15 protein-coding genes are annotated in these 15,435 nt (G+C 52.0%); 5 read left to right on the top strand and 10 right to left on the bottom strand.

Translation table 11 applies throughout. From position 1 onward, the window contains the following. Window positions 1–40: 40 nt before the first annotated feature. From EC919_RS23540 to EC919_RS23525, 4 genes are all read left to right on the top strand, one after another. Window positions 41–619: a hypothetical protein gene (locus tag EC919_RS23540; protein ID WP_133776708.1), complete on the top strand. Its 579-nt coding sequence runs from the start codon at window positions 41–43 to the stop codon at window positions 617–619. A gap of 203 nt (window positions 620–822) precedes the next feature. After that, window positions 823–1,296: a T6SS immunity protein Tdi1 domain-containing protein gene (locus EC919_RS23535; protein ID WP_208295010.1), complete on the top strand. Its 474-nt coding sequence runs from the start codon at window positions 823–825 to the stop codon at window positions 1,294–1,296. Window positions 1,297–1,843: 547 nt separating this feature from the next. Next, the gene (locus EC919_RS23530; protein ID WP_133776707.1) at window positions 1,844–2,278 is read left to right on the top strand and encodes a GNAT family N-acetyltransferase; all 435 of its coding nucleotides are present in this window, start codon (window positions 1,844–1,846) and stop codon (window positions 2,276–2,278) included. A 142-nt stretch (window positions 2,279–2,420) separates the two neighbouring features. Then, window positions 2,421–3,170: a hypothetical protein gene (locus EC919_RS23525; protein ID WP_133776706.1), complete on the top strand. Its 750-nt coding sequence runs from the start codon at window positions 2,421–2,423 to the stop codon at window positions 3,168–3,170. A gap of 289 nt (window positions 3,171–3,459) precedes the next feature. Here EC919_RS23525 and EC919_RS23520 read toward each other — a convergent pair whose 3' ends face one another. The 10 genes from EC919_RS23520 to EC919_RS23475 all read right to left on the bottom strand — a co-directional run bounded on the left by EC919_RS23520 (window position 3,460) and on the right by EC919_RS23475 (window position 13,773). Then, window positions 3,460–3,798, bottom strand: a complete 339-nt coding sequence (locus EC919_RS23520; RefSeq protein WP_243842322.1) for a hypothetical protein — start codon at window positions 3,796–3,798, stop codon at window positions 3,460–3,462. A gap of 215 nt (window positions 3,799–4,013) precedes the next feature. Further along, window positions 4,014–4,334 carry a hypothetical protein gene (locus EC919_RS23515; RefSeq protein WP_133776705.1) on the bottom strand — a complete coding sequence of 107 codons (321 nt, stop codon included), beginning with the start codon at window positions 4,332–4,334 and terminating at the stop codon, window positions 4,014–4,016. 127 nt (window positions 4,335–4,461) lie between these two features. Further along, on the bottom strand, window positions 4,462–4,734 hold the full coding sequence (locus tag EC919_RS23510; RefSeq protein WP_133776704.1) for a YrhB domain-containing protein: 273 nt from the start codon (window positions 4,732–4,734) through the stop codon (window positions 4,462–4,464). Window positions 4,735–4,737: 3 nt separating this feature from the next. Beyond that, window positions 4,738–4,944: a hypothetical protein gene (locus EC919_RS23505; RefSeq protein ID WP_243842321.1), complete on the bottom strand. Its 207-nt coding sequence runs from the start codon at window positions 4,942–4,944 to the stop codon at window positions 4,738–4,740. Window positions 4,945–5,255: 311 nt separating this feature from the next. Next, window positions 5,256–6,995: a hypothetical protein gene (locus EC919_RS23500; protein ID WP_133776703.1), complete on the bottom strand. Its 1,740-nt coding sequence runs from the start codon at window positions 6,993–6,995 to the stop codon at window positions 5,256–5,258. A gap of 326 nt (window positions 6,996–7,321) precedes the next feature. Next, window positions 7,322–9,172, bottom strand: a complete 1,851-nt coding sequence (locus EC919_RS23495) for a DUF3732 domain-containing protein (protein ID WP_133776702.1) — start codon at window positions 9,170–9,172, stop codon at window positions 7,322–7,324. After that, a complete protein-coding gene (locus EC919_RS23490) occupies window positions 9,169–9,648 on the bottom strand; it encodes a hypothetical protein (RefSeq protein WP_133776701.1) in 480 nt (159 codons plus the stop codon). The genes EC919_RS23495 and EC919_RS23490 overlap by 4 nt, the downstream gene beginning before the upstream one ends. Continuing rightward, the gene (locus EC919_RS23485; RefSeq protein ID WP_133776700.1) at window positions 9,645–10,859 is read right to left on the bottom strand and encodes a hypothetical protein; all 1,215 of its coding nucleotides are present in this window, start codon (window positions 10,857–10,859) and stop codon (window positions 9,645–9,647) included. Before EC919_RS23485 ends, EC919_RS23490 begins: the two co-directional genes overlap by 4 nt. Window positions 10,860–11,623: 764 nt before the next feature. Then, the gene (locus EC919_RS23480; RefSeq protein WP_133776699.1) at window positions 11,624–12,613 is read right to left on the bottom strand and encodes a hypothetical protein; all 990 of its coding nucleotides are present in this window, start codon (window positions 12,611–12,613) and stop codon (window positions 11,624–11,626) included. Between the two features lie 5 nt (window positions 12,614–12,618). Beyond that, window positions 12,619–13,773 (bottom strand): hypothetical protein, encoded by a 1,155-nt coding sequence (locus tag EC919_RS23475; RefSeq protein ID WP_133776698.1) that lies wholly within the window; start codon window positions 13,771–13,773, stop codon window positions 12,619–12,621. A 605-nt stretch (window positions 13,774–14,378) separates the two neighbouring features. On the opposite strand from EC919_RS23475, the gene EC919_RS23470 reads away from it, so the two are divergent. Then, a complete protein-coding gene (locus tag EC919_RS23470) occupies window positions 14,379–15,308 on the top strand; it encodes a S66 peptidase family protein (RefSeq protein WP_133776697.1) in 930 nt (309 codons plus the stop codon). The last annotated feature ends 127 nt before the right edge of the window (window positions 15,309–15,435 follow it).

The following is a 15,435-nucleotide window of genomic DNA, read 5'->3' as shown; positions in this document are numbered from 1 at the left end:
GCATCTTATTTTGGCGCTGTGACACCAGGAATCTCCACTTATGCAATATATGTTTTCCGAGGTCCTTAACGACCTGATTGACTACTTTTTGCTCGGTGACCTTCAACTGCTGAGGCGCTTCAAGCAAGAGCATCAACTTGCCGACGATCTGGCTGGCGAGTTTGTGTCCAATGACAGCGGCGACAAGGCTGTTCTCGATGGCGTCCTCATCCCGCTCGCCGGTGTGGAAAACCATCCTTACACTGTGGTTTTCACGTTGGCCGGCGTTGAACCTGAAATGCTCCGGCATGAAGGTCGGGTTCAGCATCGTCGCAGCGGTTATTCGCTGCGTGTCGAGCACGGTCGCATACATTTGTTCACGTGGCGTATTCTGCAGGCATTCACGGATGAGAATCTCGATGAGTTGCTCGAGCGTTATGAGCAATCAAACAGGCCGACTATTGAAGTCGAGAATGGTTGGTATGAAGTGGAAGTGCTGGCAGGTGAAATCCTGCGTGATGAATACTTCGAGCCAGCATTCGAGTTTGTACTGACCAAAACCGCTCTGCCGGTAGATGCCAGCGAGGTGGATATCAACTATCGCTTTGAGGTGGAATCTCGTCAGGACCCCGCGGGGTAATCGCCTTAAACTGCCCGAGCACCCGCACGTGGCAGTGCAAGCAAGGCACGGTTTCCGGCTCCAGCCAGGACGACTTCAAAGTCGTTGCGACGAGACGTGAGATCGGCGGCAGGCCGCTAAATCGAATAGGGCGGCCTGTCGTTTTCGACCACGAAATTTACACGCGCGTTCTTGCTACCAAGCGCTCAACTTGAGGTGTCACCTTGGGACTTTTCTCCAAAATATTCGGAAAGCCATCCGAACCAGTTCTCTACACACTCTTTTCGGTTCGACCCTCGAGCGATTTGGGCGCGTGGGCCGCCAGCTTCCCGAACCACACAGAGGTTGTTGGTTACTCAAGCCTAGGCCATTTCTTTCTTCGCAACCCACACGACTCAGAGTACCTCGTGCTGCACCCTTTCAAGTGCGCGGCAAAGTCGTACGGAAGCCACCCGTCAGTCGAAGACTTTGAAGCGGAAGTACTGAAAGAGCCGGGGTTCGAGCTGTATGTCCTGGACTCGGATCACGTCGCCGAGTTGTTCCGGCACCTGGGCCCCCTTGCTGAAGACCAAGTCTATATCCCGCAGCCGTACCCGTTTATCGGCGGCAGCGAAGCCTTGGAGACGTACGACAAGGGGGATGCCTGGGTCTTTATGAACATAGTGGCCCAAATGCACGACCTCGACGGGGGCGCCTAAAAGGCCGCGCGGTGAAACCGAAATGCGATGTACTCATATGCGCCGCGGTATCCCATCTTGCTACTCTTGGCGGATTTACCTCCACTCCCTCTACGCCAACGGCCCAAATCGACTACCGCCGTCAAAGTTACGAAGGCACCAGATTCGAGAAACCGGGAGTGGATTACTCCTCCCAGTAGGCCATGTTCAAAGCCGACATCGATAGCTGCGAAGCCGAAGCCAGCCGAAACTATCAGGAGTCCATCGCTCGTAGTGCCAAACTGTCCCAACTATATGGTCAAGCGCTGAGTCCTCAAATACTTGAGAAAATGAAGCGTCTTCAGGTTGGCGTGTGCATGACAGGTGATAAAGCGTCGTCGAGTAAAGGCAAAGGATGGACTGTCGTTCAGCCGGGATGAAGGCGAGAACTACCTGCCAGCTCGTTATCGTCGCGAGCGGTATGGGATTTTGGCCGTGAGGGGCAGCTGTCGGCCATAAGCAGCCAATCGAACGCCCATAGGAACGGCACTTGCACGAGATGTGGGTAGACCGGACATAAGGAAACGACATGAGGCAATGGCAAACATGCGGCATTCACGAACAGCATCTGCAAGCCGTCTCTGATGGCGTCATAAAACACGGTCAGAACTTGTCCCGTGAGCAGGGCGGCGTCGCGAACCCTATCGCTTGCACAGTGTTGGAAGATGAAATCTTGATAGGCGGCGTCACCGGTCGCACCGAGTTCGGCCGTCTTTTTATCAGTTACCTGTGGGTAGATGCAGCTTGGCGGGGGCGGAAACTCGGCACTGAGCTTTTGCACCGACTTGAGGCGCTGGCTATGACGCGTGCCTGCCGGGAAGCACTTATTGAGACCCTCGATGACGGCGTGGCTGACTGGTATAAGCGTTGCTGTTACCAAGTCATTGCGCATCTTCCAGGATACTGCGGGCCGTGGAGTCGCCATACACTTTTGAAAACACTGGGTTCGAAGAGTAATGCTTGATGGGGGCGACCTGCTTAAATGACCTTACCCAGATCAGGTTATGTATTCACAACACCGCGACGCATTTTGGGGTGCACTGTTTGCAGGGCGGGTGCCTATACCGTTAGGGTGCACGTAAACCCGTATGAAAACTGAGTGACCCATGAAGTTGGCCCATGAAGGCGTTCACGAGTTTCTAACTCATGGCATCGTGGTGGGCGATCCTCTTCTGCCCATGCACTACGCCACATTTGATCGTCTTGATGATTTTCAGGCCGACTTCCGGACGCTCGGGAATACGGGCGAAAACCTGGTATCCGAAGCTGACGGCGGATGGAATCCCGACTGGTACGTTCTCGCCATGACCGGGCTGGATGATCCGGTTTTTATCGCAGCAACCGAATCCCCAAGCGGTTATCCCGTCTATACCGCTGCTCACGGCGCAGGCCGGTGGGATGCAGTACAGATAGCATCTAGCCTTATGGCTTTTCGCCGTTTGCTGGAAGCGTTGGCAGCGGTCAGTGATGACTCCACAGAATTCATTCGCCTGATCATGGCTGAGGCCGGCCTTGCGAATCAGTACTGGCATGAGGTAATCGAGGCCCGTCAGGAACCAGGGCGCTTGGAGCAGTCGCTGCCCGAAATCAGTACTTATGCCCCGGCAGATTTTGAAAGCGGCGACTTGATCGTTATTGCCTCGGGTCTCCACAAGCTCAAGGTCGTTCAGCTAGTCAGCAAGGCACGCGGATTGTCATTGAAAGAAGCGCTGGCACTTGCCGAAATATCTGAATTCAAGGCCGGAAGCGGCACAAAACTTCAACTGCGCCAGTTGTGCCACCGGCTGGAGACCTTGGGCGCAACGGTAGAATTCCGGCCGACTGACAGCCAAGCGGGTAAGCACGTGCAGCACTAGCGCGTCTTCCGAAGACTCACTCATCCGGCGTTCGCGGCGGAGTGTGGCGGGTGGATTCGTCATTTGACGAACCCTACGCCGCAGTGTGATAGCTGGATGCGTCGTCATCCGAGGACTTATCTGACCGGAGGTCCCTGGAAGATAATTGAGCGTTCTCTATGGCGTCTGTGATGGGTGCGGCCGTTGTCCTGCCTCGCGGCATCGAATCCTCAACCAACTTGTCTGCGACCGCGACGCTGGCGGCGTTGGTCTTCCACACGGGTGTGAAGCTGGTGCCCGTAGAAAGTATTCATTCTTTTTCAGGCATGATTATTTCGGCTTTAGAAGACACTTGGGGATCTTGGTATAGCTGTTCTAGCGCTTTCAGCGAGCTCCCGTAAAACTGAAAGTAAATATTCTCTATCTCATTTTTATCGTCAAGAAATATGGACATGCTGATATTGTCGCCTATGTATCTTTTGATCCCTGAGTACCTCTCAGCAAAGTCTAGTCTCAGTGCGGCAATCAGGTGATCTGCAAGCCCCTTGGATAGCCGTTCAGGGCTGTCAAACTCCCAACCATCTTCGCCTAAAATTTTACGTGCGCCGACAGGAATCAAAAATGCTGCCGTATATCTTTTTATCATCATATCGACTTAATACTCGCTTCCTAGTAACGCAAAGGTGCTTCTGGTTCCGAACGGCGCAGCCTCGAAGCTGTAGCTAGAACTCTTAAAAACTGGGCGCCGCACGGGCAAGTCGATACAGAAAAGCCGAATACTCCACCGCTTTTTCCCTTTTATATATGATTCAAGGCAAGCGACCCACCCGGTATGAGTGGGCTCTGCCTTGCATACAGAGTGAATCACGATTCCTGCAAATAGCGTCGGTCGAATCCTTTATCTGACTCTGACTCAGTCTTGAAACCAAAAATCAAACCGACCTCCAGAAGTTTTATTGCCGCCTTACCCGATAACGTGAAAGGTAGCACTTCAAGCATGGAAACGACGTTTTCATACGCCAGACCATACTCTCCCGCGCCATTCACCCACTCAGACAACTGATCAATTTGCTCCTGATAAGATAAGGATTCGGGGGGGAAGAACGAAGCCACTTCCGGCTGAGATCCAAGCTCTGCGAGGACGAAGCTGAGGTTGTTTTCAATGAGGTGGTAATCAGTTTTCATGGCTTAGGATTCTTTGCGGTGTTAGTTGAATAGCCGGTCACGTCCCAATCTATCGCCGTATCGTAAGCCACTTTTATACCTACGCCTTTGTGACTCAAATAGGCTGTTTTATAGTCACGCATATTTACTACGCATAGCGCTCTTGAAGGTAACCATCAACGTACTCTGCTACAGGCTTAGCGGTCGCCAGCTCGAACAACTCACCGGTATTACGGTCAATCAGAAATGGGCTATTTCCCGCCAGCTGATCAGCCGAATCACCAGTTCGTAAATACTCAGCTGACTGATAGCAAAAGAACCACCCCTCCGCGAACTCACCTTCATACGTAATCTGCAAAGGTATCTCTGAATCCTCAAGATACTCTTTCGCCTTATTCAGAGCATATTCATAGTCGAACATCAATTAGTCCTCAACAGCTGCAATGCCCGCCTGCCATTCAGCTTGATAAAACGCAGACCTGACGCTTTCGACACGGCGGATGTTCAGGCTGAGGGACGGGGCAGGCTCGCCCCAATGATTTCTAAACTGAGCACCACCTTGGTAGCCCATTTCCTTCCTTATCCGATCTTCGATCTGATGCCACGAGGGCACGATATGCCAAAAGAACATTCAACGTCTCCCTGACAATTCCCAGCTTGGGACGCCGCTCGCTTTTTATCATGGTTAAGCGAGTGCAAGAAATTTGGAAACTGAGTATTTCATGACCCAAGCGGGCACCCTAGGTCCCAACCTCCCGCGATGGCGTAGGAAGCTTCTGAACTTAAACAATAGGATCTGCCACATCTTGATTTCCTGGATCATTAAATCTTCCTGTCTGCCGCTGCACACGGGGGATCGCGTCTAGCAGCAGGAGCATCAGGCCTGCCGGCAGCCGTTTGAAGACGGCGGCCGGCGGTTTCACACCTTATCGTCCGACTCCCTCAAGCCGGCGTTTGCGGCGGAGTGTGATAGACCGATTCGTCATCTGACGAACCCGACGTCGCAGTGTGATAGCTGGCGTCGTCATCCGAGGAATCATCTGCGCGCACCGAGGTTTGAGCCTGAAGCGGGGCAGGTGCCGCCGAAGACCTCGACCCGGGCCGCGCCGCCTCGCTGGAGGGTCCGGCGCTGATCGTGGGCTGGGCTTGCTCACCCTTGAGGCTTGCCCGAGCACTGCCCACTGGAGACTTGGTAGAGGAGGGTGCCGAGTTCTCCGCACTCGTGATCCGGTTGCCTGTGAGGCTGGTTCGCGAAAGAGAGGCCGTATCAGACGCCGCTCGTTGGGACCGTTGACTGGAAGGCCTGCTGACACGGGATGGCTGTTCGCCGGGAGTCTCCCCGGTAGCGTCGGCCGGATCTTCATGCACTGACTCAGCGGTCCCGGTAGCGCCTGTCGTGGGCTCCGCTGTTTTCTTGCCTCGCGCTCTCAAGTCGTCAACCACCTTGTCTGCGACCGCGACGCTAGCGGCGTTGCCCCCGAACACAGCCGCGCCGCCCACTGTATTGACGGCGTGTTTCGCCAATGAACCCAGGGCAGGGTGCTGCTGGCTCAAGGCGTTGACCACAGCGCCTTTACCGGCTTCCAATCCGGCGAAGCCACCGGTCAGTGTGGCGACATTGGCGGCTCCGGAAGGGGTGAAAGTCGCTTTGGCGGTTCTCGACACTGCCCCGAGCGGATCGGATACCAACGTGCGGCCGGCGTCGGCCAGACGTCCCACTCCATTGGCGAGAGGCGTACGGACAGTTTTCGCGTCCCGCAATGCCTTCAACGCGTCGATCCATTCGGTTTCCTGACTCAGATCCTCTTTGGCTTCGGCATCTCTTCGTCCCAACAGCAGCGCGGGGCCACTGGTGCCTTGCTCGGTGCGCCGACTGTTGGCGAGGTACCCGGTACCGGTACCGGCAGCGAGACCACCCGCAATAGCAAGGGCTGTGTCCACAATGGGCTCGGCCTTCGGATTGATCGCCGCCACCACCGGGCCAACCGCCGTCCTGATGCCATTCCGGATCGTGAACGTCTGCGCCTCCTTGGCGTTCTGGATGGCCAGGTTCGCTGTGGTATCGATCGTCTTCAGGGCGATGTTCAACGACTCATGCAGTTTGTCCTCGGGCGCATGCAGGTAGTACGCGTCTTCTCGAAGTTTCTTCATGGAAGCGCCGCCGACCTGATCCATCACTGACGCCGCCGCGAGTGAAATCGTGCCCAGGGCTGCCGCTTTTGCCACCGGGTTTTGTATGTTTGCCCCGATTCCCGTGATCACGGGAATGGCCGCCTGGATCGACGACGCCACCGCAAAAGGCACGCCGCCGGCTGTTCCCGACACCATTGAAGCGTTGCGGTCCATTTTCTGGGCTTTTTCCATCAACGTTCCAAGCTCCTGGAACGAGATGTTCTCCTCCATCAGCTTGTTGACGCGGCTTTCTATGATTTGATCGATTTCTCCCCGGTGCCCTGATTCCGGATCCAGACGATCTTTATAAGGCTGGAACTGACTGCTCACGTAGGTCGTGAGCAAATGCTTCATTTCACGGGCTTGGGTCAGCGCCGCTGCGCTGACCTCACCGGATTGAGGATGACCCTGCCCCACGGAAGCGTGGCCGGTGGCAGCCGTCGAATTTGAGCGTTGCTGAAGTTCGATGGAGGGTGACGAAACGGGGGGTTGCTGGCCAGACACGCGCATGGTGAGGTTCTCTCTGGTTTTGGGGATGCAGCACGACATCGCTGCTATCAATGATGGTTTTCCAGAGGGTGTGTGGTTGAGCGGGCCATTCCGGTTCCTGTTGGAACGGTCATATTTGACGTTTTTGTTTCAGGATGAGGAAGATTTCACTCTCGCCTAAGGTGCTCGCCACAATGGCGCATTTACGGGAGGCATTCCATGAAGCAACAGAAGATGAAAAGCGGGTCGTTCAGGACCATCTTGCACATGAGGGACGAAGATAAGGAAACAGATTTATTTTCTAGGTATAAATAAATCCGTCCCCTTATAGTTCGTCCCCTTATAGTTTAAGCCGTGCGCCAGTGTAATGGGATCAGGGCGTTTTTCCCCCGAAACTCGGGCAGTACCTTAACGTTTGCGACGTCTTGGAAAAGCTCCACAGGAACGTGTTCGAGCACAATCATTTGGAAGTCGGTGTTGTGGTGTTTCTTCATCCGTGTTACGAAGTTCCCGAGTAGCTCAAAAGCTTGGCTGACCTTGGCTTGGTCGGAGTTTTTAAGATAAACCTCGTCCATGATCTTTTCCTCCCCATAATAAGGGCGGCTGGGTTGGTCTATAAAAAGGAAGCTGGGGACAAAGTCTCCCCCCTTAGTGATCGCTACCTCATGAAGTGCGAGGAACATGAACAGGTGCAGGAACATATGATTTGAACTGCTGCCCACGTTTTCGATGAAGGACGACTGTGGACGGCGAAGCTGTAGCCTTTTCGTTTCATAGTTGAACGATGTCTTGAACGTGGCGTAGTTGTCCATCGCAGATGCTGCTTCGCTAAGCAGCGCCAATGACACGTCGTTAATCTGGCCCACAGTGCCGTCGCGTACGCTAGCAACGTCGGTTACGTCCATTGCTTCCAGGTCGCGGTTCAGCTTCGCGACCTGGCTGTCGTAGTCTTCTGGACTGTCGGCTGCCACAGCTGTGTATGTTTCAAGCTTCGTCTCGATTCGAGTAACGAATTTCACCAATTGGATCGTGTCGTCAAACGACTTCTGCTCCTTGGGCAGCGACTCAATGATCCGTAATTGCTCAGCCTTCTGTTCCTTCAAGTCATCCATTATAGCGTTCACCTGTGTGTCGACAGGTTGCTTAGTTGCGGTTGCAGCTTTCAGGGCGCGTAGATCAACACTTAGGCTGTCGATAAGATCATCAAATATCTCCGTCCTCAACAGTTCTTCCGATTGCTTGAGCAGACTCTCTAACGGCTTCAGACTATCATGCGTAACCTTCAGAGCTGTCTTGTACAGCTTATTTTCATCTGAAAACTCACGAAGGCGGCGCATGCGCCTATTGATCTCAAAGAGCTTTGACCGCGCCTGACTCAGGCGTTTTGCATCCTCTCCGGAGGCCTCGGGCATAGCGACGTCTTTGACGATTTCCCTCAAAAAGTCGATAGTGACGACTGCAGGTACTTTTTCAATCAGTCCATACTCAGCCGCTGACGCGGCAAGCTGGCGAGCCTCGCTCTCAAAAAGGTGGCGCCCGCCGCTCATTACTTTTTTCTTCTTTTCAAGCTTCTCAATCATCCGCTTGAGGTCATCACGTCGCTCGCGCTGCTCAATGTTTTCGAGGTTGTCGATGCCCAGGCCTAGATCGAGCACTCGCGGTAGCGCCACCCGATAGCGGTCATCCTGCTGATGGTCGAAGTAGGCGGAGGTGTTGGTAATAATGTCTTCGGAGATAGTGTTGAACAGTAAGAAGTAGCGAAAAGATACTTGCGTCCCGTGGCGTACGCCTCGGCCACCGTAGAGCACTACACTGTTGTTCAGGCCAAACTCACTCTGGAGGATCTTCTTTATATCGTCACTAGTAGCGTTGGCGAAAGGTTTTGGCGCAAAGGCGCCGACGCTGGAAAGGTAAAACTTGTCTGACACGGTTTGGGCGTGCGGGCTCTTGCGCGCGATCACGAACTCTTTGTCATTGATGTAGAATTTTACCCCGTACCAGTCGACTGTATCATTGATGACGTCATGCGGGATTTTGTGAGCGCTGGACAGCAAGCAGTAATCAATGATGTGCAGTAGGGACGTTTTCCCTCGGTTGCTGCTGCCACTCAAAACGTTGATCCGCCCGCGCTCGAAATCCACATCGCGTATCTCACCTTGATGTGACCAAAGCCGAATAGTATCGATGCCAAATTTCAAAGTTGTATCCTAAGGTTCAGGTAAAGCTCTTCTTCCGAGGCCTGGAGCAGGTTCGCGATCTCAGACGACGCCTTGTCAACTGACTCGGCTCGCCTGCCAAACTCAGGAGGGCAGTTGAAGCGTATTACTGAGGTGATCGTAGAATCGAAGGCAGCCAATTTGAGTTGATGAAGCAGCTGTATGCCGTTGACGGAATGCACCAGGCTTGCGTGGTAGCGCTGGTCGAAATTGAGAACGAAATCTGGCCGGATCGCGACCAGTGACGCGATTTGCCTAGATCTAGTGCGCTGACTAGCCAAGAATTTCGTAGTTTCTGCGTGCATGATGATCGGAGTGATCAGAAGTGCTTTAGCCAACGTCAGGCTTTGGCAATGGTTCAAGACACAGCCGATAGCAACGGCAGCAATCCCGGCGTTGTTGTAGCCACTCCAGACACGTTGAGGATGAGGGGTATCATCGTACATTTCGTTATTCATAGCGTTTTCCAGTCAGGATGCCAGCCAATGGCATGCTGCTCCGAGAGGACATAGAGTTCTCCGTTGGATTGCTCGGTGTTCAGCTCATCGTCGCCCAGTCGGTAGTTTTCGTCTCGCATAGCATCGACGATTTCCAAGGCTCGATCGTTGACCTTGGCTGGAGGGCATTTTCTGAATGCCTTGTGATGTCGATTGCCCCAGCGTAGCGAGACGTCTTGGTGCAGAGCCTGGACTTCATCAGATACCACTTCCCCTCCCTGCACCCATACTTCAAGGCTCCGGGCCATCCTGACTCGATGGGTCGACAACATCGTGATCCGCTCGGTATCGGTGTCCGGGAAGTCGTCAATCGCGATCAGCTGTCTAATGAAGCGTTGATCGAGCAAGTTTTTGGGGAGCACTGGGTGAAAAGAGTGCCTGCTCAGGGTCTGCTTGTCACTTGGTGAGATGACCTTACGGTATCGCGTAGCGAAGTCGTCAAACTTTATCGCTGTAACTGTGCCTGCAAGGATTGAAAAGTAATTATCATCTCTGATTAAAGCATGCAGTCGCTGGTAAGTGCTATCGATCCTCTCAGGATGGACAAATTTTTCCAGCAAGGAGTCCTTTATTTTCTGGACAATTGCTCCTGCAGCCTGCTGAAAAAAGACTCGCCTGAGGAACTCCTCCCTTACCTGGGGCTGCAAGCCTAGGACAGTGTCGATATAGCCCTTGATTGTCATATCTTTTGTAGAGCCAGCTAGGCCCTCAATGCGATCAATAACCGCTTTCAAGTTCTCGCTGCAAGGGTGTTCAGTAAAAAAGCTCAACAATTGCCCAAATTTGTTCGAATCGCTTTCACTTTTATTAGATACCAAATGGAATTCGGTTCGTCTCACGAATGTTAACTGTTCTGCAGTCTCAGCCCTACCATCCTTCGGGTCAGAGATAACACAGGCCCAGTTGTATAGGGTCTTCCAGAGATCCGAGTCCAGTTCAGCCAAGGCAATGGGATTGCCCCCGGCTTGGGTCTGGATGGTGTGCTTGAGTTGAAAGAAAAGTTGGACATCATTGTCCATGTCGGTATGTACGTCATCCTTCATCTCAAGGCCGATCGACTGGCCCTTTTTCATGTTGAATAAGCGATAAAGGAAGTAGTGGAATTGGTAATCGAACCCAGCGACTGTGCCTGGTGCAGTCGATTCTTCCATGAACGTCTTTTTGGTGGCCATTAATTGTCTCTGCACGAACACAGTTTTGACAGCAAAGGCAGCACAGTGTCAGCTATCCGTTGCGTTTGAGCGAGCTAATGAAGCCACACCCTTTAGGTCCATGCAACCATTTCGCCACTGTCGAATGATTGAATGTTGCAGTCTGGTTATATATCCAGTGCTTTGTGGTGTATGTTTAACCAGTATGTTTCTGCTGATTTCGCGCTTTTTGTACAAACGCTAGCATTGGTCAGCTATTCAGTACCGAGAGGCTTCAACGATCGTGACCTTAGCGCGTATTTCTCTCCCAGAGCTGAATGCGCACCTAGCACAGGACACCATTAATCTCATCCCCTGTGTTCTACACCCCCATTTGGGCAAAAGCCAAGTTTCTCCGCTACACAATCAGTTGGCCGAGAATTCGCGGCGAATTCTGTTCGTCCTCTGCAGCTCGGGCCCACATCGTAACGGGGTACACCGCGCTGTGATTCGCGTGCCGGGTCTTGGTCACCTGGTGAGGGGCGGATTAACGGTTGGCTTCGCTAAGATTTCGCATTTATCAGAGCGGATACCCGACCATGGGTAATGTTGTGTCCTGCGCATGCTGAATTGAAAGTGATCCGTTCCGCCCGCATCGCGCGAGGATTTACTTAGGCTAATCGAACACATCCTAGCCCTAGCGAAGTTTGGGGGCTACCACGATGAGTGGAGGAGGAGGCCAGAAGCAGTCATTACGGAAAGGCATTGCAAGGTAGGTCCACCCCTGGCTTAGCCGATTAGGCCAGTCAGATAACACCTCCAAAGTAGTTTTCTTCGATCTCTATTCTCATTCCCTCGACTGAATAAAGATACTGTAGCACATGAAAAACTTCGTCTTCTAAATATGAAGCCAAGTAAGAAAGACTGTCTCCGATATTAAATCTATAGTAGCTATGAACGAGTGTGTTTCTGACATCATAAAGCATGCTTGACTTCATCGTGGAGGCATAATAGCTTACATCCTTCACATCCTCGAATATTAGTTTGGCCACTGCAGCCAAGCTAGCATCGTATTCCTCACGCTGCATTTCGGAATACAATAATCCTATAAGTTTGCTCTCAGATGAATACTCATCAATTCGCTTCCTTATAATGCCAAGGTGACTCCGCTTTATTTTAAGTTCGTTGACCTTCTTGTAAAATACGAATTCCATCGCAAGTTCATATATTTGATAGAAAAACATGAATCTCGCATAGCCGTTTTTCTCCCGAGGAAGAACCTCGCTTATCAATATTTTTAAGAAGCCTGTCGCGCTATCACCGTTAAAACATCTATGAATAACAATTTTTGGAGTCACTGCCAATTTAAAATCTAACCCGGCGAGTGAGCTTTTTCCATAAAACGGGTAAATCCCATATAATAAAAATGCTAAAGCCAGCTCGCCGTCGCGATGGACTGCGACACTCTCAAGAAAGCGTGTGCTGTAAATCAATATGTAGATACTTTCGGGAAGAGTTCGGCCTTTGACCGTCTTCAGTGCTTCGTATACGTGTTTTCTGAAATATTTATCATCGAACTGTTCATGCTCTGAAGATATTATAGAAAGTATAGGTATCAGCCATCCAATACGAACCTCTTTAGTATCGCCCGGTATAAAGATCTGCGAAATTTCTTTCTCGTCTGGCGCAGATTTGGTATAAAGCCTCACTCCATATTTAACCTGTACTTCAGGCATCGGGTCTTCAAGATAGGCCCGCGGCACATTCGCATCCGACAACTCGATTAAGTCTTCCATGCTTTTCAGACCTCTGCAATAGCACGATTTCTCGCTTTCTCCAAAGACTCAGAAACATTTAGAAAGGAGCTGCCGTCGCGATCTAACAGATATTTAAAAAATAACTTGAAGTAGATCCGCTGACCATTACCAATCTTTTTTGCCTTCTCACGAATATCATCCAAATACTTATTTAGCTCGAGCAGATCATTTTCACCAAAAACCAACCGTGGAATTAAATGATCGATATCATTTAGGCCTGCAATTACCCCTGAGCTCATCAATTCCGCTATTGCTGCGCCAAAACCAGTTAGTGGCTGACTTTTATTGAAAATCTTATAAACTTCGCGCCCAAAGGGGTTCGCGTTGGTACGCAGGTCTTCATCCACATCGTCCGGATAGCGCCAGTCCGCAAACCGATTATCAAACGCTAGCGATAGCGAGCGATAGGAGCTGACAAAGTCTGTAAACTCTATTTTCTCGGCGCTTTCATCCGAAATAAATTTTATCGTCCTAACGGTCTGAAGTATGTCGAATCTGTCAATTGGTAGTTCATTTCTTTCTAAAAATGATGTATAGCCTTCGACTAAGTCAGCAAATCGATAAGAGTGAATTGTTTTAACCGCAGCTTCGTCAACTTCTCGCAAAATCGTAACACCATCAACCCCACCTTCTGCATATTTAGAAAACAATATTTCTAATTGATGACGTAATGTCATCGGGGTCTGGCCGGTATTAAGGGTGAGCATTCTGTAAAGGATGCCAGTGTCACTGATAGATAGGTAAGCTTCGACTCTTATCATGTACTTTTCAGCAAGGCCGTCGAAGTAATCTCTATTTGTATTATATACATCAATAATCGAAAGTGATCGTTGCAATCCATCTAAAATCTTGAGATTCCCAAAATCGGCTAGAACTTCTTCTAATAGTTCATCGTTAGTGCTTCCGTTTCTCAAGGTGGAAGTAGACGCCAAGACAATGGGGGGGATGATACACTCTTTAAGAATATCTTCCTTCAAAAGATTATAAATGCTGCCGCTTTTACTTACCCTGTTACGCTGGTAAGGATTGTTGTTTATGATGTTGCCAGCTAATTCAGCATAGCTACCAATATCAATTACAAACTGGATATTTCTGGAGTTTACCTTTTTATCTAACAGTACAAACGTAATTGATCTCATAATTCACCCCTGGCCTTGTGTGACGTCCCTGCCTCATTTAAGGACGGAAAGTTTAAATGCTTTGAGTACAGCAATCTTTCGGCTGTAAGGGTTTAGAGTAAAAACCTCGGCGTGTCAATAGGGATGCCCCATGAGTCAATGCAAAATGCCATGAATACACCAGGTCGACCGTAATTTATTACCCGCCTGTCATCGCTTTTAGTAAACCCGTCTAATTTTTTATCCGGATTAGCAAAGATGAAAGTAGATCCTTCGGAGATTGAAGTTTAGAAGTATGGCCGCCTGTGGCCGATAGCTGCCACTTCACAGATGATCACGAGGCGACTGCCCTCTCACGTCAGCAAAAAATTTATGTGGCACTGCCGTTCACTAGCTCTCAGATTGGCGCACTCACGCCTCAGACCCATTCTATAAATCTCCATGCCGCGGAACATCAAAATACGCGGCGACAGCGTTACTTCCTCAAAATCCACCACAGCGCGCACAGAAATTCGTAACCACGTCCCCTGTCGGTGCCAAATACCACATCACCATCCCCACTGGATTCACTCCCCCCAGTGCTCTACATTGCACCCATCACCAAACACCCGCCGAGTCTCCAAAAAATGCCTGCCTCCCGCCCAACTCTTCACCCCCAAGTCCTTCGCGCTGGCGACGCCGTAGCGCTGGTATCCCCAGCCGGCCCGGTCGCCGAAGCCCGGGTGGAAGCAGCCGTGCGGGAACTCACGTCCTGGGGATTACGCCCCCGCGTCTACCCCCACGCACTGGACAACATCGGGTTCCTGGCAGGCAGCGACGCCAATCGCATCTCCGACCTCAACGACGCGCTGGCCGACCCCGAAATCCGCGCAGTGCTTTGTAATAGGGGCGGCTACGGCGTTCAGCGCATCCTCGGCCAACTCGATTACGACGCCGTGCTTCGCGACCCGAAACTGGTGGTCGGTTTCTCGGACATCACCGCCTTGCACGCCGCACTCTGGACCCACACAGGCCTTGCCACGGTTCACGGCCCAGTCGCCGCGCAGCTCGAGAAGGGCGGCATTATTGCCAGCACGCTCAAGCACGCATTGATGAGCACCGAGCCTTCCGTCATCCATGCGGACCCGGCAGAGCCCACCTTCACCGTGCGTACGTCTGGGACGGTGGAGGGCGTCTTGCTTGGCGGCAACCTGAGCATGCTGAGCACCTGCATCGGCACGCCGTTCATGCCGGATCTGGAAGGCGCGATCCTGCTGCTCGAAGACGTCGGCGAGCTGGCGTATCGGGTTGACCGCAATATCACGCACCTACTCAATTGCGGGATTCTGCAACGGCTCGGCGGTATCGCGTTGGGCCAGTTCAGCGAGCCCGGTCACGGCAATAACCCGATCCGGCCGCCCGATGTCTTGACCGAGCGCCTGGGCGATCTGGGCATTCCGGTCCTGGGCGGTCTGTCCATCGGCCATGGTGACCGCAATCTGGCGGTGGCGTTGGGCAGTCGCGCGGTGCTCGATACCGAGGCGGGCACGCTGACGGTGGCCCCGGCCACGTGCTAGTACGACGATGACCGTTCTGGAAGCGACTTCGATCTAGCTATTTGCCATCATTCCGACGTCAACACCTTGTTTTGCCCCTTGGGCATTGCGAATCTTCACGGATATTGATTTGCCGTGCGCGGATGGC

This window comes from Pseudomonas graminis (assembly GCF_004364335.1).
GTDB lineage: Bacteria > Pseudomonadota > Gammaproteobacteria > Pseudomonadales > Pseudomonadaceae > Aquipseudomonas > Aquipseudomonas graminis_D.
Note: the sequence above shows the minus strand (reverse complement) of the source record. Positions and strands in the feature narration are given on the sequence as shown.